The organism is Sphingobacterium sp. HJSM2_6, from assembly GCF_049316305.1.
Lineage (GTDB): Bacteria > Bacteroidota > Bacteroidia > Sphingobacteriales > Sphingobacteriaceae > Sphingobacterium.
The window spans coordinates 1-24,163 of the sequence record NZ_JBMOXB010000020.1 but is presented as its reverse complement, the minus strand read 5'-3'; the positions used below and the strand labels follow the sequence as shown (position 1 = coordinate 24,163).

Genomic DNA, 24,163 nt, shown 5'->3' with positions numbered 1-24,163 from the left:
ATTCCTAGATTGTCATGGATTAAGGGGACATTTATCCTGCAATCATGCGATTACATGGCATTAAATAAGGGTATGCTTCGCAAAATGAGACTTTATGGGAAGTACAGGAAATGTGTTATACACACATTAACCCTTTTGGATTAAACTTTTAATATTTGCCAGTTCCCCAAACAACACTAATAAATCATTTTCTAACAGCACTGTATCCGATTTTGCAATTCCTGATGCCTCTTTAGCCGATTTAGAGGTGCCATTTTTAAGCCCCTCATTTCCCACTTTTACGGTGGTTAATACAATGACTTTATATTTATTGGTTAAATCTGCTTCTTTAAGCGTCATTCCTATATATTTTTCGGGAACTTTTGTTTCGATAATACTGTATTTTTCGGATATTTTGAATGAATCGACGATATCAATATTGTCCAAGCGTAATGCTAATCTTTCTGCGGCCTCTTCCTCAGGCATAATGTATTCATCGATATTCATGGCTTCCAAGACTGTTTTTTGCAACTCAGAAACTACACGACCAATAATACGCTTAACCTTAAGCTGCTTTAGTAAGGCAACCGTTAATAAACTCGCGCCTTCTTCCTCTCCGATGGCTACTATAACTGCATTACTCTCTTTCAAAGGCAGTGAACTCACCGCTTCTCTATCGGTGGTATCCATACATACCGTATGGGTAATTTTATCTTTATTTTGCTCTACGATTGTCAAATTGATATCTGCAGCAATAACTTCATGCCCTAATTCCGTCAGCTGAATGGCTAGCGATCTGCCAAAATGCCCTAATCCCAATATGATATACTTCATTTCAATTAAAACAATATTTTTTCGGTTGGATAAATATAACTTTTGTTCTTGGTATTTTTAATAAACGCAACTAATAGTGTCAACATCCCTACTCGACCCACGAACATGGTGATCATTAAAATTATTTTACTTGTAGCACTGAGTGAGGGGGTAATTCCCAAAGACAAACCACAGGTGGTATAAGCAGAAATTGCTTCAAAAAGTAAAGCAACGAGATCTTGATTTGGATCGGAAAAATTCAAGAATATAAAACTCAAAGCAATCGTAAAAATGGATAATATAATAATGGCAAAAGCCTTATTGACAGATTCTGAAGCAATTTTACGTTTGTAAATTTCGATGGATTCTTTTCCTCGAGCTAAGGCAATAATATTCATAATGGAAATAGCCACTGTGGTTACTTTTACACCACCACCAGTAGACCCTGGAGAAACTCCAATCCACATTAAAGTAACTATCATAATTAAGGTGGGAACATTTATGAAATTAAGATTTATACTATTAAATCCTGCCGATCTAGCAGAATTGGCCATAAAAATAGAACTTACCCATTTTCCAATCTCTGATTTATCTGCTTGAAGACTGTGTTGTTGTTCTAAAAAATAATACGATATAGTGCCTAATACAATAACGACCAAATTACATAACACAATAAATCGAGAGTTGAAGGTAAAAACCATGGGTTTATGCCTATAACTTTCTTTTTTGAAGTATATCGCCCAGAAAGATTTTACCTTTTCTTTTAAAAATGTATAAAAATTAAAAATAGTTCCAAACCCTAAGCTACCTAAAATTAACATGGACACTAAAGCCATTTGAAAACTATAATTAAAACGATAATCATCATTCACGATACCATCTTTAATGATGGTAAATCCAGAATTACAAAACCCAGAGATTGCATGAAAACTGGCAAAGAAAATACGTTCGCCTAAGGAATCAAACAATTTAGGATCTAGTGTAGTAAAAATAATGGCTGCGCCTATGAATTCAAATAAAAGGGTTATAAAAATGATCTTCAATAAGGTGGAAATCACAGAGTTCAATTTGTCCTCCCCTAAGATTTCACCAAACATCAATTGATTCTTAAATGAAAAACCGCCAGAGAAAAAATACCCAAAAAAACCTGTAAAGGTCATGATTCCTAAACCCCCGATTTGGATAAGCGCCAAAATAACAGACTGGCCAAACAAGGAGAAATTGGTCGAGATATCTGTTACAGAAAGTCCGGTGATACACACGGCACTGGTAGCCATAAAAAAGGCATCGACGAAGCTTAGTGGAGCCTCGATACTGGTTCTTGGCAGCATAAGTAAAAATGCGCCTAACAAGATAAGCCCCAGAAAGGAAACCACGAATAAGATGGTCGGATTAAAGTAGAAATTATCAAAGAATAGGCTGCTTTTGGAGAGCTCGGAAATAAATACGATCGCAATACCTAAGTACATCCATTCGTCTTTGGAAAAGGTCTCAAGAAAGCCCCCCATAAAACGTCCAAGCGTGATCAAAAAGAAATACCCTGCTACAATTACTCCAGAATAATGAGATACATTAATTCCTCGAGCCGCTAAGATGGATGAGCCCGTTCGAATAATTTCAAAAAGAAACAATCCGTAGTACATGATGATGATTACTCTTTTACTGTGAAGAGCAATCTCAGGATTGGTAATATAACCGACATGCAAAATCATCGTCAACGCGCAGAGAAGACTCACATAAAACAAAATGCGATCTACAACTTTGTTATGATATCGGAAAATAAACTTTATGAAGCTGATAATATTAGCCATTACTTACAAACATAGGAATAAGCTTGGGAATTTGATCAAGCAGTTTCATTTCCATTTATTCATTTTCTTGGTCGTCTTTTTTCTTAAACAGACCTTTGAAGAAATTACCCGTTTTATTTATCACTTTTTTGGATTCAGAGGCGACATCTTTGACACTTTCAGCAGTTCCCATTAATTTTGCTTCTCTTTCTTTACTGATGCCAGCACATTGTTTAATCCCATCGAGTAAACTTTGCCAAAGTGTTTTGAAAAAAGTATGTTCGGGTACACGGGTGTAATTAACTTTAGCCACATGATATTTTTCATTGGCATCTGGATTACTATCATTGATCAGGATATTATTGACTACAAAAGATAAAATTCCTTTTTTAGTTTTACTCATATCTTGGTTAGGCGCATTTAACAAATTTAATTTGAGATGATCATAGTCAAATCTAAAATCTCCCCAGTTTTTTCGATCGGTACCTTGCATATTAAAACTTACCGATCGGATATTCCCAGATCCCAATTCCACATTTAATAAAGGTCTCAATATTTTGTTAAAAGCTGTGGCATTCATTCGGCCTAAGCTTCCTTTATAGGTATGTTCTCCAGTAGTACTTAACATATCAAACGCAAATTGAATCTTTAATAATCCTGCATTCATTATTTTAGCTTCTAAAGCTGCTTTCATGAATTTATTATTTTGTAAGGTCACACTATCGTTAGTGACATTGCTAATAACTCCCTTAGCTTGATTAAAAGTTAACGTCCCTTCTTGATTAAATTTTGCACTATGTTCACTATACAACAAATCTATATTATCGACCAATATACTGTCAATTTTTATCAACTGCTTCACTTTCATCAATTGTTGATGTGGAGACATGCCTATTTTTGAGGAAGTTTTTTTAGGGTATCGTTTGTCATTATATAGGGAGACTGTTCCATTCTTAATTTGAACTAATTTTGCAATGGTTTGTTGTACGTCAATAACCCGTTTAAAATCAAGTTTTTCGAACCGCAGGGTATCGAACTTCAACACGGCCATGGTTACATTTTGATTCCTTTCCTTAAAGTAATCTGCTTTACTCATTTTAGGTTTGTATTCCACTTTTGTCATCAACACATTCTGTTCCAAGGTATTGATGGTTAAATGATCAAATTTAGCGAGGTAAATCCCATTGGACAATTCATATTCAAAACCAGGCACATTAATTTCGACCATCTTCGTATAGAATAGCCTAGAGGTATCTTTTACGGATGTCTCATCCAGTAATACATCGTGGATTTTAATAGCAATACTATCCAGCTCTAAAGCACTGGATTTTCCTTGTTCTATTTTAGAAAATTTAAATTTAACATTTTGAATATCAATATCTTTAACATTTACAGAACTGAAAATTTCTTTAATGTTATCATACAAAGTCTTATTTTGTTTATTGCCTAGGGTATCATTAAAATCATGCCTTTCACTCATCAAATGGATACTTGGAGAGTCGAATGCGATGTTATTTATGAATAATTTTCGATTCATAATCACATCCCAAAGGTTAAACCTACGGACTTTTAAGGCATCAAGCTTGATGTGGTATCGACTGTTTGGGGCGAGTTTTTTCTGAACCAACTGCTGGTAAACGACAGAATCGGGAATAAGTTCTGCATTTTTGAGGGTAACATTCCCTAAGGTTAGATTTAAATCTAAATCATCGTATTTCAAGGAATATAGCCCATTTGTAGAGTTGGAAACCACTTCTTTAAGTTTAGTTTCCAAAATAGGCTTCCAATTGCTATTGAAATATAATCCTACACCTATTATTACTATAATTAGAAATACTACAATTCCTATAATCCATTTCCAAACTGGCCTCATATTATCAAATTGGTTTACAACGATTTGCTAATAGAAACAATTATTTGGCCAATATGTTTAATTAGATCCGATTATTTTCATTGTTATAGATGCTGATGTAGCTGTCGTATCTAGAAGGGTCAATGTCTCCCTCTTCCAAAGCCTGCAAAACGGCACATCCAGGCTCATTGATATGCCGACAATTGTGGAATCTGCATTGACTCAACAGTTGTCTCATTTCTGGGAAATAATGGGAAAGTTCTTGTTTTTCAATATCGACGACCCCCAATTCACGAATACCTGGGGTATCAATTAATTTACCACCAAATGGCAGGTCAAACATTTCGGCAAAAGTTGTGGTGTGCTTTCCCTTATCCGACCATTCGGAAATATGACCAGTTTTTAAATCCAAATCAGGAATAAGGGCGTTAATAAACGTCGATTTCCCTACTCCAGAATGGCCTGATACTAAGGTAGTTTTGTCTTTAAGTAGTTCTTGCAATGGGTGGAGGTTCTTTTTCTCCAATGCAGAAACCACAAAACATGGATAACCCAACTGCTCGTACAACTGGGTATACTCTTCCAAAATTTCTAATCCTTCTTCAGAAAATAAATCTAATTTATTGAAAACTAAAATCGCCGGAATATGGTACGCCTCCGCAGTGACGAGAAAACGATCTATGAAGCCGGTGGAGGTGGCTGGAGATGCTAAGGTAATCAATAGTATGGCCTGATCTAAATTAGCCCCAATAATTTGCGTTTGCTTAGAAAGGTTAACTGACTTACGAATAATATAATTTTTTCGAGGTTCTAATTTGGTGATAATGGCACTTTGTTGACCATGTTCCAGTTCAAATTCTACAAAATCCCCGACAGCAATCGGGTTGGTCGTTTTGATACCATGGGTTCTAAACTTACCTTTAATTCGGCATTCATATTGCTTATGTTGATCATCCTCAACGATATACCAACTTCCAGTAGATTTAGTTACCAATCCTCGCATCATATATTATTTACCGTATTTCTTACGAATACACCTTCGCAAAAATGGTAAAAATTTATTAATCTTTGGGTGTACTGAAATTGTTAACTTTGCTAACTACTAAAAATTAAGAATTTGAAAAAGTTATTTCTATTAGACGGGATGGCGCTAATCTATAGAGCGTACTTTGCGTTGAGTAAAACGCCAAGATTAACCTCTTATGGATTAAATACAGGCGCAATAATGGGTTTTACAAACACCTTGTTGGATGTATTAAATAATCAGAAACCTACCCATATTGCCGTTGTTTTTGACACAGAAGCTCCAACCAACCGTCATATAGAATTTGAATCCTATAAAGCACATCGTGAAAAGATGCCCGAAGATCTTTCTGCATCGATACCGTATATTTTTCGATTAATTGAAGGATTTAATATTCCCATCATTACGATGGATGGTTTCGAGGCCGACGATATCATCGGTACTTTGGCGAAAAAAGGAGAAAAAGAAGGTTACCAAGTTTATTGCATGACTCCGGATAAAGATTTTGGTCAATTGGTTTCTGACAATATTTTCATTTACAAGCCTGCTCGGATGGGCAATGGCGCGGAGGTTTTGGGTGTACCTGAGATATTAGAAAAATGGGAAATTACGGACGTATCTCAAGTTATCGATATTTTAGGCTTGTGGGGTGATGCTGTAGACAATATTCCAGGAATTCCAGGAGTGGGAGAGAAAACAGCGAAGAAACTCGTTCAAGAATTTGGAAATGTAGAGGGACTAATTCAAAATACCGATAAGCTAAAGGGAAAACTTAAAGAGAACGTAGAAACATTTGCAGAACAAGGATTAATTTCTAAAAAGCTAGCGACCATTATCCTTGATGTTCCTGTTGAATTAGAAGAGGATAAATTGATCTTGGAAGAACCGAGCAAAGAGCTCTTAGAGCCTTTATTTATGGAATTAGAATTCCGTACCTTAGGGAAAAGAGTCTTTGGTGACCAGTTTACTGTACTAGAGCAAACAGGAAATAAAACTGGGCAAATGGATTTATTTGCCATCCAAACAGATTTACCTGCTGATTTACAGGCTAAAACCGCCAATTCGGAAGAAGATAGTAGCGGTACATTTTCAGACATTACAACAACAGAGCATCAGTATACTTTATGCGAAAGTTTAGAGGATCAGCTATCATTATTGGCAACCCTGAAATCTCAAACAGCTATTTGCTTTGACACGGAATCTACGGGATTGGATGCATTAACGGCTGAATTGGTGGGCATGTCTTTTAGTTTTGAGCCTGGAAAGGCTTTCTATGTTCCTGTTTCAGCAGATCAGCAAGAAGCGTTGAAAACCACAAACTTATTCAAAGAAGTTTTTGAAAATGAAGCCATAGAAAAAATAGGTCAAAATTTAAAATACGATATTTTGATGCTTTCAAGATATGGTGTAGAGGTGAAAGGAAAGATCTTTGACACGATGTTAGCCCATTACTTGATTGATCCGGATACCCGACATAATATGGATATCTTGGCAGAAACTTATTTACAATATATCCCTGTATCCATCACTACATTAATAGGCGCAAAGGGCAAAAACCAAGGCAATATGCGCGATGTAGCGCTTGAAAAAATCAAAGAATACGCGGCTGAAGATGCCGATATTACGTTAAAGCTTAAAGAGAAATTAAAGCCTATACTGATTGAAACAAACACCTTGGATCTGGCGCAACAAGTCGAGTTTCCATTGGTTCAAGTGTTGGCAAAAATTGAACAAAACGGGGTTAAAATTGATGAAGAGACCTTACATGTTTTTTCAAAAGAGATAGAGGTTGATGTGAAACTTCTTGAAACCCAAATCTATGAAAAGGCTGGTTTGAAGTTTAATATTGCATCACCTAAACAATTGGGAGAGGTTTTGTTTGATAAATTGCAATTAGACCCCAAAGCTAAAAAAACGAAAACTGGGCAATACAAAACTGGGGAAGAGGTTCTGTTGACATTAGCCTCCAAATCGGATATTGTTAAAGATATTTTAGAGTTTAGGCAATTACAGAAATTAAAATCCACTTATGTGGATGCCTTACCGACTCTTATTAATAGTCAGACAGGGCTTATTCATACCTCCTACAATCAAGCTGTTGCAGCGACTGGCCGTTTAAGTTCCACCAATCCTAATTTACAAAATATACCGATTCGGACAGCGAAAGGAAGAGAAGTGCGCAAAGCATTCATCAGCAGAGATCCAAATTGGACGCTACTTTCTGCGGATTATTCCCAGATCGAATTGCGTATCATGGCCGAGTTAAGTAAGGATGCAAATATGTTAGATGCATTTCAACAAGGATTGGATATCCACAAAGCTACGGCTGCAAAAGTATATAATGTATCGTTGGAGGAAGTGACAAATGATATGCGTAGAAATGCAAAGGCGGTAAATTTTGGGATTATTTATGGTCAATCGGCATTTGGTTTATCTCAAAATTTAGGTATTTCGAGGAAAGAGGCTGCAGAAATTATAGATCAATATTTCAAACAATACACGGGGATTCGCAAATATATGGGCGATATCATCGAATTTGCGAAAGAAAAAGGATACGTAGAAACGATCCTGAAAAGAAGAAGATATTTAAGAGACATTAATTCTGCAAATATGACTGTGCGCGGTTTTGCGGAACGTAATGCGATTAATGCTCCGATTCAAGGTTCGGCTGCCGACTTGATTAAAATTGCCATGCTTAACATTCAACGGGACATTGAAGAGCAAGGACTTGCCGGCAAAATGATTATGCAGGTGCATGATGAACTTGTTTTTGATGTGCCACAGTCAGAGGTACCACAATTTAAGAAAATCATAGAAGATCGAATGAAAAATGCGATATCTATGGAAGTGCCTATTGAAATAGAAATTGGGGAAGGCAGCAATTGGTTAGCGGCACATTAATATATTTAAAGCGTCTAATTCAACATCATAAGCTATGATTATCCCAGGACATGTCCCTGTGAAACATAGTTTTTAAGGAATATCATTATATTTGCAGAAATTAAAATTATGAAATTTCATAAAGAAGGATACACCAGTTTAGCAATAGTCGTATTGTTTATTTTCATTATCAATGCGATAGCACATTATTATGATGCATCTACGCTTATCAAATGGTTTATCTATATCCTGTCGGGATTTTTGTTTGTCACCATCGTACAGTTTTTTAGAAGTCCTAAAAAAGTTATTACGCTAAATGATGAGGTTATTTTATGTCCTGCAGATGGTAAAGTAGTTGTAATCGAAGAAGCGGAAGAAACGGAATATTTTAAAGAACGCAGACTACAGGTATCTATTTTTATGTCTCCAATAAATGTTCATGTGAACAGAAATCCTGTTTCTGGTCTAGTTTCATTTTTCAAATATCATCCAGGTAAGTTCTTGGTTGCTTGGCATCCGAAATCTTCTACAGATAATGAAAGAACTACTGTAGTGGTTAAGAAAAACAATGGGACAGAAATTTTATTTCGACAAATTGCTGGAGCCTTAGCCAGAAGAATAGTATGGTACGTGAAAGAGGGAGACCAAGTAGAGCAAGGTCAAGAATTTGGATTTATTAAGTTTGGCTCCAGGGTTGACTTGTTTTTACCTTTGGATGCAAAAGTTCATGTAAAGATTGGTGATACAGTTACTGGAGGTAAAAGTATCATCGCAAAATTATCGTAATCAACGTTCATAAAACGAGGAAAAATGAATTTTAGGTCCTTGATTCTCATCATTAGTTTTGTGTTTTCCTTAGTCTTATCGGGAATGAATTACTATTATGAGCGTGATTGGCCTACATTTACATTTATCTTAATCCTATCTTTTGTATTATCCTTCTCTATTTTAAATTATGTTTTTCAAAAATTTGTTTACGAACGTATTAAATCCGTTTATAAACTTATTCATAATTTAAAATTAGGCAAAGAACTTAAGGATGCCCTAGGGGATCATAAGTCTGATGATCCAATAGGAGATGCCGAGCAAGAAGTGAAAGATTGGGCAAAGCAAAAGGCCTCGGAAATAGACCAACTCAAAGCGCAAGAAAAATTTAGGAAGGAGTTTTTGTCGAATATCTCTCATGAATTTAAAACGCCTTTATTTACCATTCAAGGCTATGTCGAAACTCTGCAAGATGGCATGTTACAAGAGGATCCGGAAATGGCTCTTAGTTTTTTAAATAAAGCTTCCCGTAATTTAGATCGCTTAAGCTACCTAATCCATGATTTGGATGAAATTGCTAAACTCGAATCTGGAGAAGTGCTGATAGAAAAAGGGAAATTCGACCTCAACATATTGATAAAAGAAATTGTTGATGATTTAAGCTATAAAGCGAACGAAAATAAAATTAAATTACTTTTCTCCATTAAAAACAATACACCACAGTTTGTTGTTGCAGATAGAAAAAAAATACAACAAGTATTGATTAATTTAATTGATAATTCCATCAAATATGGAAAACATGGCGGAGAAACTACCATTAAAACCCATCCCTTAATTGATCAAATCCTTATTGAAATCACAGATAATGGCCAAGGAATAGAGGAAAAAAACCTTCCAAGGGTATTTGAGCGATTCTTTAGAACGGATAAAAGTAGATCCCGAGACATCGGAGGATCAGGTTTAGGATTAGCAATTGTGAAACATATTATTGAAGCTCATAAACAAAATGTACATGTTAGAAGTACAGAAGGATTAGGCACAACGTTCTCTTTTACATTGAGTAAAGTCTAAAGAGTTTTAACAATATTATAAAACTTAACATTAACTTAACATTAAGTGCATAATTTTGCGCTATTATAAAACAAAAAATATGTCTTTTAACAGCATTTTTCAATATTTTGTCCCTAAGGACAAAAAGTTCTTTCCGCTATTTGAACAAGCAGGGTCTAATCTAATCGATATGGCTAAATTGCTTAAAGAAAGTGTGCACACTTCTGACCTTCAATTAAGAAAAAACAATTCTAAATTATTAGAAGATTTAGAACACAAAGGCGATAACCTAACCCATCAGATTCACTTAGAATTAGGTAAAAACTTTATCACACCATTCGATAGAGAAGATATCCATGCATTAGCTAGTTCCTTAGATGATGTAGCAGATTTCATTCATGGTGCATCCAACAGAATGGAATTGTACAAAGTTACTGTAGCTAGTGAAGCGATGAAAGAAATTTCAAGCTTGATCTTAGAAGCAACGGAACATGTTGCAAAAGCATTATATGAATTGAAAGATTTGAAAAACATTCGCAATATCACCGATTCATGTGTAAGAATTAATAGTGTTGAAAATAAAGCGGATTATATTTTTGATAAAGCTGTTGCAGAATTGTTCGAATATGAAAAAGATGCAATCAACTTAATTAAAAACAAAGAAGTTCTTTCTGCTATGGAAGATGCTACAGATAAGTGTGAAGATGTAGCAAATGTTTTAGAAAGTATTTTAGTAAAAAATGCATAAGCATTTTTTTATTGATCATTCCATAAATAAGAAATAATGGGAATAACTACGCTATTAGTTATAGTCATTGTATTGGCTATAGCATTCGATTATATTAATGGCTTTCATGATGCAGCCAACTCTATCGCTACCATCGTATCGACCAAAGTATTGACCCCATTTATGGCCGTTCTCTGGGCCGCAATATTCAATTTTGTTGCCTACTTCGTTTTTACAGATCATAAAGTTGCAAACACGATTGCCAAAACCGTCATCGAGGAGTATATAACCCTCGAGGTGATATTTGCTGGACTGGTCGCGGCGATTGCCTGGAATTTGTTTACTTGGTATTACGGTATTCCTTCCAGTTCTAGTCATACCTTAATTGGTGGATTTGCTGGATCTGGTATGACCTATGCCTTGTTTATGGGTTCCAATCCTTTAGATGCTATTAATGTCAGTGCTACACTAAAAATTCTATCATTTATCGTTTTGGCACCGCTGGTAGGTATGATGATTTCCATCATTATCACTTTAATCATTATTAATATCTGTAAAAAAGCTCGTCCAAGTGTTGCTGAAAAATGGTTTAAGATACTGCAATTGGTTTCATCTGCAGGCTTAAGTTTTGCTCATGGTGGTAACGATGCACAAAAGGTAATGGGTATTATTGCCACAGCTTTAATTGCTCAAAGTATTATTCCAAACTTTGAAGCCATGCCAGAATGGGTTCCATTAGCTTGTTACGCTGCTATTGCTGCAGGTACCATGAGTGGTGGTTGGAAAATTGTGAAAACCATGGGTACAAAAATTACCAAAGTAACTCCATTAGAGGGAGTAAGTGCGGAAACTGCTGGAGCAATTACTCTTGGTATTACCGAACATTTTGGTATTCCAGTTTCTACCACACATACTATTACAGGATCCATCATTGGTGTAGGGGTTGTTAAAAGAGTTTCTGCAGTTCGATGGGGAGTAACCATCAGTTTATTGTGGGCATGGATTTTGACAATACCTGTGAGCGCTATTTTGGGTGGATTAACATTGGCCGCAATACACTTAATTTTGTAGCTAAAAAACTACAAAGGAATGGCGTGAATTAATAATTTATTGATTTGTAATAAAGATTTATCAAAATATTTGCGTTATAAAATGTTAATAACTATTTTTACGCGGCAAAACCCTCTGATTTAAATCAGAAGACTTATGTATGAGAAGTTTAACATTTTTTGGCATTGTTATTGTTAAGTAATGTTAAATGATTTTTAAACTAGAAACAATTAAAAATTTTAATAACCTTAAAAAAAAGAGTATGAACTATTCTACAATTAAAAAAACAGCTGTTGCAGCTTCTCTAGTAGCCGCTTTAGGCTTTGCAGAAAATGCTCAAGCACAAACCCCAACAGTATTTGGTGGTAGATCTCAATACAAAACTTGGTCTATCGGAGTACAAGGTGGTATCACAACTCCAAACACTATTTTAGGTGGCCAAAATGGTTTCGGTCAAAAAGTTGGTTATTTCCAAAATAAAGTAGGTGAATATTATGGATTAACTATCCGTAAACAATTCTCTCACTTATTCGGTTTAGAATTAGAAGGAAACCGTGGTAAGATCAAAACTTACAACCACGAAATGATTACTGCTTCTGAAACTGCAAATGGTGCAAAATCTGCAATCACTTCAGTAAATTGGGCAGCTAGCTTAAATGGAGTATTCCAATTAGGTACTGTTGATTTCTTAAGAAGAGAAAATGCAGTTAATTTCTACGCTAAAGTAGGTTTAGGTGTTATGGCTCATAACCCAGTACAATACGGTACTACTGATTTCACTGGAAATCCTGTTTACAACAACGAAGGACAATGGGGTGAAGAAGTTTTCGGAGATCGTACTCAAACTGGTGACCGTGACAACCGTTTAACTGGATTCGTACCAGTTGGTGTTGGTGTTAAATTCAAATTATCTGAAGTTGTTGCCTTGAACTTAGGTTACACAATGAACTTCACTGATGATAACTTGTTATACGGACCAGTAAGATATGACGGAAAACAAAAATTCTCTAATGTATACGGTGGTTTAGAATTCACTTTAGGTTCTCGTGATAAAGAAAACTTAACGTTCGCTAACCCAGTTGCTACATTATATGATGAGTTGAAAGATCCTTCATTACGTAACGAAGTTGAAGCTTTAAAACAACGCGTATCTGCTTTAGAAGGTACTGTTGATCAATTAAGCAAAGATTCTGATGGTGACGGTGTATCTGATAAATTTGACAAATGTCCTGGAACTCCTGCTGGTACAGTAGTTGACGGTTCTGGATGTCCAATCAAATTTCCTGAGCCTCAACAATTAACTAACAATACTTCAGCTTACTATTCTCCAATTCAATTTGAATTTGATAGCTCTGTATTGAAAACTGAATCTTACTCTACTTTAGATAAATTAGCTAAAGAATTGAAAGATAACAGTTCATCAGTTTCTTTAGATGGATATGCATCTGCTGAAGGTACTGAAGCTTACAACTTGACTTTATCTACAGACCGCGCTAACGCTGTAAAACAATACTTAGTTAACGCTGGTGTGTCTGCTTCAAGCATCACAGCTTCAGGTTACGGAGAAGCTAATCCAATTGCTTCTAACAGCACTGAAGAAGGACGTGTTCAAAACCGTCGTGTTGAAATCAAAAAATAATTGTTAATTTTAACAATTGCTTATATAAAAAGCCAGTTCATATGAACTGGCTTTTTTATTAAAATATATTTTACAGATTTTACTTTTTAACAGTCAAGCAGTCAATATACTGTGGATATGTGGAAAACAAAATAAAAGAATGCTCAACAAAAAACGCTATTTTCAACATAACTAAGAGAATAATTGCTGCATATTTAATAAATTAGTCGATATATGGAAGAAGATTTTGAATTTGACTCTCCAGAAGAACAAAAATTTTCTGTAGATAGGTACGAGGAAATGTTGAGAAATGAAGATCAATATTTCTTTGATACTAAAGCATTTGAAAGTATTATTGATTATTATATTTCTAAAAATGATCCTATAAAAGCTTTGCAAGTTATCGATTATGCGATAGCTCAGCACCCTTTTGAAACCCTTTTCATCATCAAAAAAGCACAGTTATTAACCAGTACACATCAATTTGAATTAGCATTAGAAGCCCTTACTAAAGCCGAGTTTCTAGAGCCATCAGAGGCTGACATTTACCTTATTAAAGGGACGATATTTTCCACGCTATCGGAACATGAATTGGCTGAGGAAAACTTCATGAAATCATTGGAGTTGAGTGAAAATCCTGATGAAGTGTATTATCAAATTGCGAATCTTTATCAAATTCAAGGCTTCTACCTGAAGGCAATTGAAAATTTGAAAATGTGTTTGAATATCAATAAAGACAACCAAGAAGCTTTGTACGAAATCGCTTTCTGTTATGATGTTTTAGGTAAACATGAAGAAAGTGTTCAATTTTACCTTCAATATATTGATTCAGATCCCTATTCTTTCGCTGCATGGTATAACTTAGGAAATGCATACCATAAATTAGAACAATTTGCTGCGGCTATTGATGCCTACGATTATGCAATATTAATTAAAGACAACTTTTCATCAGCATATTTTAATAAAGGAAATGCCTTAGTTAATCTTGATCGTTACAACGAAGCGATAGAGGTCTATAAGCAAACTTTTGAATATGAACCACCTACAGCAGATACTTACTGTGCCATTGGTGAATGTTACGAGAAATTGGAGAAAATGGATGAGGCTCGTAAATATTATAAAAAAGCAGTAAAGTTAGATAGTAATCAAAGTGATGCTTGGTTTGGTATTGGAGTAACATTAGATTTTGAAGAACGTTATTTTGAATCCTTGCACTTTTATAAAAAGGCATTAGAAATAGATGATGAAAATCCAGATTATTGGTTCGCTATTGCAGATGCACGATATAAATTGAAACAGTATGATCAATCCATCGAAGCCTACGGAAAAGTGGTTGAACTAAATCCTACCGATGTAGAAGCATGGTTAGATTATTCTTCCTTACTGTATGAACAATCACATCTACAAGAAGCTATCGATGTAATATCCGAGGCAATAAAATGCAACCCTGATGATGCACTTTTATATTATCGAATGGTCGCCTATTTATTTGCCGCAGGCAAGTATAATGATGCATTAAATTTCTTGGATTTAGCTTTAAATATAGATCCAGAAAAAAATTATATTCTTTTTGAATACTTACCTCAATTGCAAGGGAACCAAGTGATCATTGATATTATTAAAAAATACACAAACAATAAATGAGGAAGTTAGGATTAATTGGATATCCATTAAGTCATTCATTTTCAAAAAAATATTACTTAGAAAAATTCTCGAATGAAGGTATCAAGCATATAGATTACGATTTATATCCTATACCTTCCATCAATGATTTTAAAGCATTATACAATAACACGGCCAACTTATATGGAGTTAATGTTACTATTCCCTATAAACAAGAGGTTATCCCTCTCTTAAATGAACTTTCTGAAGAAGCCAAGGAAATTGCAGCCGTAAATTGTATTCAAATTAAACGTATTGAAGGTCAATCTGAACCTTATTTAAAAGGCTTTAATACGGACGCCTATGGTTTTTCTGAATCCATAAAACCACTACTAAAAAGCCATCACAAAAAGGCATTAATATTAGGAAATGGTGGAGCAACCAAAGCGGTTATCTACAGTCTAAAACAACTTGGTATTGACTATCAGATCGTAAGTCGAAAAGCCAATGGACAAAGTCTTTCGTATGATCAATTGAATGAAAATATAATCAAAGATCATTTACTCATCATCAATTGCTCCCCTGTAGGTACGTATCCAAATTTAGACGAATGTCCTAATATACCTTACAGCGGTATTAGCAAGGAACATTTACTATACGATCTAATATACAATCCAGAGGAAACGAAGTTTTTAACTATTGGAAAATCAAAAGGCGCCACTATTAAAAACGGCTATGAAATGCTAATACTTCAAGCAGAGAAAAATTGGGAAATTTGGAATCAAGAATAATCATATCATTCTTCATATTACTAGCAACAAGCATACTATCTTGTGCAAATAATGATTATTCCCCTAAACCAAATGGATACTTTCGCATTCCATTTCCTGAAAAAGAATACGTACAAACAACTATAGGATGTCCCTATGAATTTTCAATTCCCACATACGCAAAAGTAACAGACTTTGTCAATGCAGACAAAGAGGAACCATGTTGGAAGAATATACAATTCCCTCAATTCAATGCCACACTACACATCAGTTACTTTAATTTCCAAAACAAAATCACGTTAGAACAATTATCGGAAGATGCGCGAATCTTTGCATTCAAGCATACCAGTAAGGCTACATCAATAGATCAAGAGAACATCCGTATCCCAAATGAAAACAAGTTTGGGATAGCCTATCAAATAGGGGGAAATACAGCCTCCAATTATCAATTTTATTTAACAGATAGTACCAAACATTTTATACGAGGCGCATTATATTTTAATGAAAAGCCAAATTTAGATTCAATACAACCTGTTTTAGATTTTATTAAAACCGATATAAACCAATTAATAATATCCTTAAAATGGAAATAATTCCTAATTTTGGATATGCTACATATAAAATCATTTACATTTAATCCTTATCAAGAGAACACCTATCTCATTTTTGATGATGAAAAGAATTGTGTTGTTGTAGATCCAGGAATGCACAATTATCAAGAAGAAGAATATTTTGCCTCCTATATCCAAAAGAATGAGTTAAACGTATGTAGCTTAATTAATACCCATGGACATATCGATCATGTATTAGGGAATAAGTTCATATGTGACACCTACCATGTACTACCTAATTTTCATGAGAATGAACTTCCATTAATCATCCAAGTACAAAACTATGCACCACAGATGGGCATTAGGTACGAACCCTCACCTATTCCCGACCGTTTCCTTACAGAAAATGATAAAATCACGATAGGCAATAACCAATTGAGTCTCATCCTAGCACCAGGCCATTCACCAGGTCATTTATGTTTATATAGCGAAGAACATAAATTTCTAATTGGTGGCGATGTCCTATTTTATCGGAGCATAGGAAGAACTGACTTACCAGGAGGAAACCATCAACAACTATTAAACAGCATTGCTAATAAAATTTACACCTTAGCAGGAGATACCCTTGTCTATCCAGGTCATGGTCAGCCGACCAATATCCAAGACGAGAAGGAAAACAATCCATTCTTAAGAGCATAAGCATATGAGGCTGCCTATATTCTTTGCAAACCGGTATTTATTTTCAAAAAAAACGATTAATGCGATCAATATCATCTCGGCAATAAGCGTTGTCGGCGTTTTAATTAGCACAGCCGCATTAGTTATCGTCCTATCCTTCTATAATGGTCTAGAAAAGTTCATCCTTTCGCAATACAGTGTATTTTCCCCCGAATTACGGATTGAACCTGTCAAAGGCAAGGTATTCAGCACCAAGGATCCAAAATTTGAGGAACTACGCAAAAACCCTAAAGTAACATCCTATAGCGAAGTATTGGAAGATAAGGTCCTTGCGGAGTACAATAACCATCAATTTATAGCCAAAGTAAAAGGCATTGAGCCAAAAAGTATTTTGACCCATGCCTCTCACGAAATGCTCTTTGCTGGCACCCTTAATGTACGGCTAGACAGCATTGATCATGCCATCTTAGGCGCACTGGTTCAAGCAAATCTTCAAGTCCCCATACAGGGCTTAAATAACCAACTGACACTAAACATTCCCGATAAAAAAGCTTCCCCAAACAATATAAATCCTATTGAAGATATTCGGACAAGGAAAATTCCTGCCAGCGCCATATTAAATAATCAACCGGGTTTTGATGATTTAATCCTGGTGCCTATTGATTTTGCGAAAGATCTACTAAACGAATACGATCAAATCACCGCAATCGAGCTTTATGGAAGTAATGACAACTCAGCACAGCTAAAAAATGAAATACAGAAAAAGCTTGGCAAAGAATATCTGGTAAAAAATAGGGAAGAACAAAACCCAACCCTGTATAAGACCGTACGGTCCGAAAAATGGATAGTATTCTTTATTGTCACCATCATAGGCATCATAGCCATATTCAATATTATCGGATCTTTAACCATGTTGGTAATCGATAAGAAAAAAGACATTGTTGTATTAAAAAGCTTAGGCGCAAACCATCAGCTCATTCAAAATATCTTTTTTTACCAAGGCATAATGATTGCCCTGATTGGCAGCACCGTTGGAGCCTTGCTAGGATTAGGCTTTTGTATAGCACAAGATGTGTTTGGCTTTGTTAAAACATCAGAAGGCTCTTTATTTGATGCCTATCCAGTAGATATTCGTTATTCAGACTTTTTCATAATTATCGTGACGATATTAGTTGTATCTACCCTAGTATCATACTTAGCTAGTCGCTTAAATATTCGAGAATTTAATAAGATTAATATGCTAGATTCAAACTAGTATTTCAATCGTTCCCGACTAAAATCACCACGTTTAATTTGATTGATCAATTTCCCCCAAGCAAAAGGATTCAACAGCGGATTAGCCATGTTTTGGTTAATGGCTTTATTCGACATATTCATATGTCTTTGTAAATTATTAAATGCTTGAATTTCCTCGGCACTGCGTGGTAATACCCGTGAAAGAGAAGCTAAAGCCTGAGGCGTTAAATTTCGCTTAGCCGAAAGCACCTCATCATTATTCACATTCAAGGATAAAAACTCCCGATTAAACTCTTCAATACTAGCCCAAGGCATGGGTCTACCCATCACGATAACAGGAAGTTCCTTAACCAATGGCATTATTTCCACAGATACAGAATACTTATCATCCTCTACATTAGGGATAGTGATTGATACCGATTGGTATCCGATAGAGGAAATTTCTATAACATCACCGGTATGCGCTACAAAAGTAAAATACCCTTCATGATTTGCGGCAAAAGTTTCATTACCATAACTCGCGTTTCTCACGGTCACATAGGGGACAGCCACATCCGTACCCGTAGCTGTAACAAAACCTGAAAATTGGACAATTTTCTTCTGTTGCGCTTGACTTGTCAAACTCAAAAACAAAATCAGTATAAGTCCTATATATTTCAGTTTCAATGGTATCACCCTACAAATGTAAATTAAATCCAAAAAGGACGATGTTAAATTGTGTTAACCTCTTCCAATCTCTTTATAATTGATTCGGATTAATAGCATTTGGATCATTCATATCCGTTAGGTTAATTGCTTCAACCGCTACTATTTCTGGCACAGCCTTCTTGATTGCTTGTTCAAGACCAGCCTTAAATGTCATGATACTCATAGAGCAATTCGCACAAGTACCAAGTAATTTCAACTTGACCACATTATCTGGTGTGATTTCTTCCACAGAAACATTGCCACCATCTGTTTCCAAATACGGTCTAATTGAATCTAATGCCTGCTCTACTCTCTCTAATAAATCCATTTTTGTTACAATAATCTAAAATCAATTTTTATGTGTAAATATAATCATTTTCTTAGAAAATTCCTTTTTCAACCTTGATTTCAACATTGTTTTGACCAAAGTGTGCCCTATTCATTTCATTATTAAACATGAAAAAGTACATGCCAATTAAAATACGAGCGCTAAGGAGAACAAAAACCCGTAAGTTAAAGAGTGTTAAAAGGCTAGCGTGCTGGTTTAAACTCGTATTTAAAGCATTATTTTCGTGTAATAAATATAATTGAAAATTAGTATTAATTGACGTATCTTTGTAAAATGTTTTTAAAGAATCATGTATTTAGCCTTATTGTCGTTTTATTGCTTTTCAGCGGATTAACGAGCTGTAAAAGTAAATTCGAAAAATTAAGAGCCAGTAATAATATTCAAATGAAGTATCAGGAAGCTGTGAAGTACTACGAGAAAGGTAAGTACTCCAAAGCCTTAACATTATTTGAAGAATTAGTAGCCAAGTATAGAGGAACTGCAGAAGCGGAAGATTTATTCTATTATACTTCCTATGCGAGTTATCGTCTAAAGGACTATATTTCTGCTAGATATCACTTTAAATCATTTGCAGACAATTATCCAAATAGTGCAAGAGCAGAAGAGTGTAGATTCATGTCTGCGTATTGTTATTATTTAGATTCACCAAGATCAAATTTAGACCAAGATAATACGAAGAAGGCCATTGACCAGCTTCAATTATTTGTCAATCTATACCCTGAATCAGAACGCGCTGAAGAAGCTGGAAATTTAATTCAAGACTTAAGAGATAAGTTGGAGAAAAAAGCATTTGATAATGCCAAGTTATACTTTAACATGGGCTTACCAGATGATTACCGAGCTGCAGTTATTGCGTTGGAAAACGTATTAAAACAATATCCTGATACCAAACATGCTGAAGAAGTAGAATTCTTATTGGTAAAATCACAATATTTATTCGCAGACAATAGCTTTCCTCACCGTCAAGAAGACAGGTTCAATCAGATGTTAGACTACTACGATTCTTTCACAGAACACTTCCCAGAAAGCAAGTATAATGCGGAGTTGAACTCCCTTAGATCCAGTGCAGAACGTAAAATTGCAGCAGCAATCAAGTTAGTTAACGATGATGAAGAGGCGCGCAAGAAACGTCAAGAAGAGCTTGGGGTAACAGAGAAATCTGCTGTACCAGTAGAAACGAATTAATTTAATAAGCAAACAATATTTAGAACATACATATTTAAGTATATATGAGCCAAAATAAAAATACAGTTCCAAATTCAACAGTCACTCGTGACTTAAGAGAATTGGACAAAGGTACCGATAACCTTTACGAATCAATCGTAATCATTAGCAAACGTGCTAATCAGATTTCTGTAGATATAAAGGAAGAGCTTAATCAAAAGCTTTCTGAGTTTGCTAGTAGCAATGATAACTTGGAAGAGGTATTTGAAAATCGTGAACAAATCGAGATTTCAAAACACTATGAGCGCATGCCAAAGCCATCTTTAGTAGCGCTAGACGAATTTTTACATGAGAAGGTGTATTACAGAAATCCATCTAAAGAACAAGAATAAACTAATTCTATGTCTTTGAAAGGCAAAAATATTGTAATTGGAATAAGCGGCAGTATTGCCGCTTATAAAATTGCAACCTTAATAAGACTTCTTCGCAAAGCAGAGGCCGAGGTTCAAGTCATCATGACGAATGAGGCCGTCCAATTCATTAGCCCCCTTACCCTTTCAACCTTATCTAATAAGCCCGTTTTGGTGGATTATTATAAGGAAAACACAGGAGAGTGGAATAACCATGTCCATATTGCCGAGTCAGCAGATCTCCTTCTCATAGCACCAGCAACAGCAAATACGCTTGCCAAATGTGCTTTAGGGTTATGTGACAATCTATTATTAGCCGTTTATTTATCTGCCAAAGGACCCGTTGCATTTGCTCCAGCGATGGATTTAGACATGTGGAAACACCCAGCGGTCCAAAGAAACATTCAGCTATTAACACAATATGGTCATGATATCATTCCGCCTGGCAATGGAGAACTCGCTAGTGGTTTAATAGGTGAAGGCCGATTAGCCGAACCAGCAGATATGCTCGCATACATCAACCATTTTTTCCAACAGTCCAAACCGTTATTTGGTAAAAAAGCATTAGTATCAGCAGGACCAACTTATGAAGCTATAGACCCTGTTCGTTTTATTGGGAATCATTCATCAGGTAAAATGGGTTATGCCATCGCGGCTCAATTGCAGAAATTAGGCGCAGAAGTTACTCTAGTTAGTGGGCCAAGCAGCCAACCAATTCCAGCATCGGTAAAACGAATAGATGTGGTTTCTGCGAATGATATGTTCAATGCTATGCAAAGCAATTTTTCGGATTCAGCTATTATAGTCATGAGTGCAGCGGTTGCAGACTATACCCCACAAGAAGTCGCTACGCAAAAAATTAAGAAAAAAGAAGAGCAGTTTAGCATCGCATTAACGAAAACCAAAGATATTCTAAGTCATTTAGGAACATTAAAAACCGAAAAACAAACTTTAGTAGGTTTTGCGTTAGAAACCAACAATGAAATAGCGCATGCCAAGGACAAACTCCAAAGAAAAAACCTCGATTTTATCGTCCTCAATTCCATGAACGATCAAGGTGCCGGATTTGCACATAACACGAATAAAATCACGGTTATCAAGCGATCAGGAGAAGAATTTCCCTTTGAACTCAAGTCAAAGGATGAAGTTGCTCAAGACATTTGTGCACTCATCGTCGAACATCAACAATCAGAAGGCCTCTTATAAATTAGCTATTCTAAGCTCTTTCGGATAGTAATTATTTACCCGATTGCCCAATGCCTTTACCCAGCCCAATGAAATGCCTTTATACTTCACCAAGCACCATCCCTTACCCACCGAATCAAAACTTTTCATATCCAGCGACTCTTTCCGAAGGTAATCTTGCGCCGCATTTAAATCCAATTCCACAGCAGGAATATCAGCATTCAAATAAATACTCATTGCCAAATCATGCGAAGGCAATAGCTCCTTTCCCATCCACTTTCCAATAGTTGTTCCTACATTTTTCAAGTAGAGCACCTGTTGTATCGCCTTTACGTACAATTCATGTTCCTTTAAAAAGACATGCACTTCATCATTGTGAACCAAGGTTGTTAAATCATGCCCAGCATTCAACCATTGTTTAACCTGCTCGAAGCTAACTACAGGCTTTTCCACTTTCAATTTCTTAAGCGCAAACGAAGGCTGAACATCTTTCAGCTTCAATACAGCGACGAAAAAGCCTTCCCCTTCCACTCGATGTGGATAAAAACGATAAGCATAACCTTGCTTCATGCTAGACCTGGTTTCTTCCATACCCCAAGATTCATTGATAGGAATCTGAATAGATTCAAAACCATATTCCTCCATAAGCCAATCTACAATAGCTTCATTCTCCTCCTCTGAATACGAACAAGTCGAATAAATCAAGGTTCCGTAACTCGCAAGACAAGGCATCATATCTGCCAAAATTCGTTTCTGTCGTTCACTACACAGTTTTACGGCAGCTTCAGACCATTCATCAATACTATCCTCATCCTTTCTAAACATGCCAGATCCCGAGCAAGGTGCATCTACCAAAACTAAATCAAAAAAGCCAGGTAAACGTTTAAATGCCGCAGGATCATTATTGCTGACAGCGATATTAAACAGGCCCCAGCGCATTAAATTATCCTGAAGGATATTGGCTCTAGCTTTAATAATTTCATTGGCTACCAGGAAGCTTTTAGGATTTAAATACGAATCTAATAATGTGCTTTTACCACCAGGTGCAGCACATAGATCCAATGCTTTAATGGGGTCATCTGCTAATCCCAATTGAGCGACAATATGTGCAATAAACATGGAAGAGGCTTCCTGTACATAGTAACAACCCGCATGAAATAGGGGATCAAGTGTAAATTTAGGCCGAGTATTTAAATAAAAACCCGTATCACACCATGGTACAGGTGTTCCCAAATTAAAATCAAAAGAAGTTCTTTTAAATGGATTTGTGCGAATTGAAGTTAATTTATTTCCGTTTTCATGAGCATCTAAAAATGCTTGTTCATCGAAATATGGATTGGCACCTAATTTTCTAATAAGCGCATTTGGCAGGATATTACTCATGTTTTGCTAATAAATCTATGTAAATTTACAGGAATTATCCTTTTTTTAATAAGCAAATGAAAGATTTTAAGAAATACTACATCATACCAGCAAGCCCAGAGGAACTGTATAGAGCCTTGACGACGGAGATTACCATCCGATTATGGACTGGTGATTTAGTGGAAATAGACCCACAAATTGGAGGCGAATTTTCCATGTGGGATGCTGCAATAACGGGTAAGTTCCTCGAACTTAAGCCCTACCAAAAAATTGTACAACAATGGTATTTCGGTGAACAAGAAGAAGATTCCATCGTTACACTCAAATTACACGAACATAAAAAAGGAACCTCTTTAGAAGTTATCCATCAAAATATTCCAGAAGAAGCCTACGAGGAAATCGTCGAAGGATGGAATGATACCTATATTGCTTCCCTCTTGGAATTCTATGAAGAGGAAGAAGAAATATAAGCAATAAAATTATTAGACTTGAAGTCAAATCACTCCTTATGATCCCCTAAGGTATTTCCTAAGACCAGGAAGTAAGCTATTACAATACTATTTTATTAGCAAGATTTGTGAACCTTTGGATAGGAGCTGTTAGCACATTAACAACTCCCAT

At 35.7% G+C, this 24,163-nt stretch carries 22 protein-coding genes; 15 read left to right on the top strand and 7 right to left on the bottom strand.

Annotated features, from left to right (window positions below):
* Positions 1 to 126 precede the first annotated feature (126 nt).
* The 4 genes from ACFRAE_RS15880 to rsgA form a co-directional block, all read right to left on the bottom strand.
* Positions 127 to 813: a potassium channel family protein gene (locus ACFRAE_RS15880; RefSeq protein WP_422798154.1), complete on the bottom strand. Its 687-nt coding sequence runs from the start codon at positions 811 to 813 to the stop codon at positions 127 to 129.
* A gap of 5 nt (positions 814 to 818) precedes the next feature.
* On the bottom strand, positions 819 to 2,504 hold the full coding sequence (locus tag ACFRAE_RS15875; RefSeq protein ID WP_422798153.1) for a TrkH family potassium uptake protein: 1,686 nt from the start codon (positions 2,502 to 2,504) through the stop codon (positions 819 to 821).
* A 154-nt stretch (positions 2,505 to 2,658) separates the two neighbouring features.
* Positions 2,659 to 4,455, bottom strand: a complete 1,797-nt coding sequence (locus ACFRAE_RS15870; protein WP_422798152.1) for a hypothetical protein — start codon at positions 4,453 to 4,455, stop codon at positions 2,659 to 2,661.
* Between the two features lie 61 nt (positions 4,456 to 4,516).
* A complete protein-coding gene (rsgA, locus tag ACFRAE_RS15865) occupies positions 4,517 to 5,437 on the bottom strand; it encodes a ribosome small subunit-dependent GTPase A (RefSeq protein ID WP_422798206.1) in 921 nt (306 codons plus the stop codon).
* 114 nt (positions 5,438 to 5,551) lie between these two features.
* Between rsgA and polA the strand changes: the two genes are divergently transcribed.
* The 11 genes from polA (at position 5,552) to ACFRAE_RS15810 (ending at position 18,404) form a co-directional block, all read left to right on the top strand.
* Positions 5,552 to 8,359: a DNA polymerase I gene (gene polA / locus ACFRAE_RS15860; RefSeq protein ID WP_422798151.1), complete on the top strand. Its 2,808-nt coding sequence runs from the start codon at positions 5,552 to 5,554 to the stop codon at positions 8,357 to 8,359.
* A gap of 108 nt (positions 8,360 to 8,467) precedes the next feature.
* Positions 8,468 to 9,124: a phosphatidylserine decarboxylase family protein gene (locus tag ACFRAE_RS15855; protein ID WP_422798150.1), complete on the top strand. Its 657-nt coding sequence runs from the start codon at positions 8,468 to 8,470 to the stop codon at positions 9,122 to 9,124.
* Between the two features lie 24 nt (positions 9,125 to 9,148).
* Entirely contained in the window at positions 9,149 to 10,174 is a 1,026-nt protein-coding gene (locus ACFRAE_RS15850; RefSeq protein WP_422798149.1) for a sensor histidine kinase, read from the top strand.
* Between the two features lie 79 nt (positions 10,175 to 10,253).
* Positions 10,254 to 10,901, top strand: a complete 648-nt coding sequence (locus ACFRAE_RS15845) for a DUF47 domain-containing protein (RefSeq protein ID WP_422798148.1) — start codon at positions 10,254 to 10,256, stop codon at positions 10,899 to 10,901.
* Positions 10,902 to 10,937: 36 nt separating this feature from the next.
* The gene (locus ACFRAE_RS15840; RefSeq protein WP_422798147.1) at positions 10,938 to 11,951 is read left to right on the top strand and encodes an inorganic phosphate transporter; all 1,014 of its coding nucleotides are present in this window, start codon (positions 10,938 to 10,940) and stop codon (positions 11,949 to 11,951) included.
* Positions 11,952 to 12,192: 241 nt separating this feature from the next.
* The gene (locus ACFRAE_RS15835) at positions 12,193 to 13,569 is read left to right on the top strand and encodes an OmpA family protein (protein ID WP_422798205.1); all 1,377 of its coding nucleotides are present in this window, start codon (positions 12,193 to 12,195) and stop codon (positions 13,567 to 13,569) included.
* A 213-nt stretch (positions 13,570 to 13,782) separates the two neighbouring features.
* On the top strand, positions 13,783 to 15,192 hold the full coding sequence (locus tag ACFRAE_RS15830) for a tetratricopeptide repeat protein (RefSeq protein WP_422798146.1): 1,410 nt from the start codon (positions 13,783 to 13,785) through the stop codon (positions 15,190 to 15,192).
* Positions 15,189 to 15,941 (top strand): shikimate dehydrogenase family protein, encoded by a 753-nt coding sequence (locus tag ACFRAE_RS15825; protein ID WP_422798145.1) that lies wholly within the window; start codon positions 15,189 to 15,191, stop codon positions 15,939 to 15,941. Before ACFRAE_RS15830 ends, ACFRAE_RS15825 begins: the two co-directional genes overlap by 4 nt.
* On the top strand, positions 15,926 to 16,513 hold the full coding sequence (gene gldD, locus ACFRAE_RS15820) for a gliding motility lipoprotein GldD (RefSeq protein ID WP_422798144.1): 588 nt from the start codon (positions 15,926 to 15,928) through the stop codon (positions 16,511 to 16,513). The genes ACFRAE_RS15825 and gldD overlap by 16 nt, the downstream gene beginning before the upstream one ends.
* Before the next feature lie 15 nt (positions 16,514 to 16,528).
* Positions 16,529 to 17,170 (top strand): MBL fold metallo-hydrolase, encoded by a 642-nt coding sequence (locus tag ACFRAE_RS15815; RefSeq protein ID WP_422798143.1) that lies wholly within the window; start codon positions 16,529 to 16,531, stop codon positions 17,168 to 17,170.
* A 4-nt stretch (positions 17,171 to 17,174) separates the two neighbouring features.
* Positions 17,175 to 18,404 carry an ABC transporter permease gene (locus ACFRAE_RS15810; protein ID WP_422798142.1) on the top strand — a complete coding sequence of 410 codons (1,230 nt, stop codon included), beginning with the start codon at positions 17,175 to 17,177 and terminating at the stop codon, positions 18,402 to 18,404.
* Here the strand turns inward: ACFRAE_RS15810 and ACFRAE_RS15805 are convergent.
* Together ACFRAE_RS15805 and ACFRAE_RS15800 are read right to left on the bottom strand one after the other, a co-directional pair.
* A complete protein-coding gene (locus tag ACFRAE_RS15805; RefSeq protein WP_422798141.1) occupies positions 18,401 to 19,012 on the bottom strand; it encodes a hypothetical protein in 612 nt (203 codons plus the stop codon). The genes ACFRAE_RS15810 and ACFRAE_RS15805 overlap by 4 nt on opposite strands.
* Positions 19,013 to 19,124: 112 nt before the next feature.
* Positions 19,125 to 19,400, bottom strand: a complete 276-nt coding sequence (locus ACFRAE_RS15800; protein WP_422798140.1) for a NifU family protein — start codon at positions 19,398 to 19,400, stop codon at positions 19,125 to 19,127.
* Positions 19,401 to 19,694: 294 nt separating this feature from the next.
* Here ACFRAE_RS15800 and ACFRAE_RS15795 point away from each other — a divergent pair, with 294 nt between their 5' ends.
* Genes ACFRAE_RS15795 through coaBC form a run of 3 tightly spaced genes read left to right on the top strand, consistent with a single transcriptional unit; the run spans position 19,695 to position 22,201 of the window.
* Positions 19,695 to 20,606, top strand: coding sequence for an outer membrane protein assembly factor BamD (locus ACFRAE_RS15795; protein WP_422798139.1), 912 nt, complete (start codon positions 19,695 to 19,697; stop codon positions 20,604 to 20,606).
* A 44-nt stretch (positions 20,607 to 20,650) separates the two neighbouring features.
* Positions 20,651 to 20,977, top strand: coding sequence for a DNA-directed RNA polymerase subunit omega (locus tag ACFRAE_RS15790; protein ID WP_422798138.1), 327 nt, complete (start codon positions 20,651 to 20,653; stop codon positions 20,975 to 20,977).
* Positions 20,978 to 20,986: 9 nt separating this feature from the next.
* Complete coding sequence (gene coaBC, locus ACFRAE_RS15785) at positions 20,987 to 22,201, top strand: bifunctional phosphopantothenoylcysteine decarboxylase/phosphopantothenate--cysteine ligase CoaBC (protein ID WP_422798137.1); 1,215 nt, start codon at positions 20,987 to 20,989, stop codon at positions 22,199 to 22,201.
* On the opposite strand, the gene ACFRAE_RS15780 is transcribed toward coaBC, so the two are convergent.
* The gene (locus ACFRAE_RS15780; RefSeq protein WP_422798136.1) at positions 22,196 to 23,563 is read right to left on the bottom strand and encodes a methyltransferase RsmF C-terminal domain-like protein; all 1,368 of its coding nucleotides are present in this window, start codon (positions 23,561 to 23,563) and stop codon (positions 22,196 to 22,198) included. The genes coaBC and ACFRAE_RS15780 overlap by 6 nt on opposite strands.
* Positions 23,564 to 23,619: 56 nt before the next feature.
* On the opposite strand from ACFRAE_RS15780, the gene ACFRAE_RS15775 reads away from it, so the two are divergent.
* The gene (locus ACFRAE_RS15775) at positions 23,620 to 24,012 is read left to right on the top strand and encodes an SRPBCC domain-containing protein (RefSeq protein ID WP_422798135.1); all 393 of its coding nucleotides are present in this window, start codon (positions 23,620 to 23,622) and stop codon (positions 24,010 to 24,012) included.
* Positions 24,013 to 24,163: the final 151 nt, after the last annotated feature.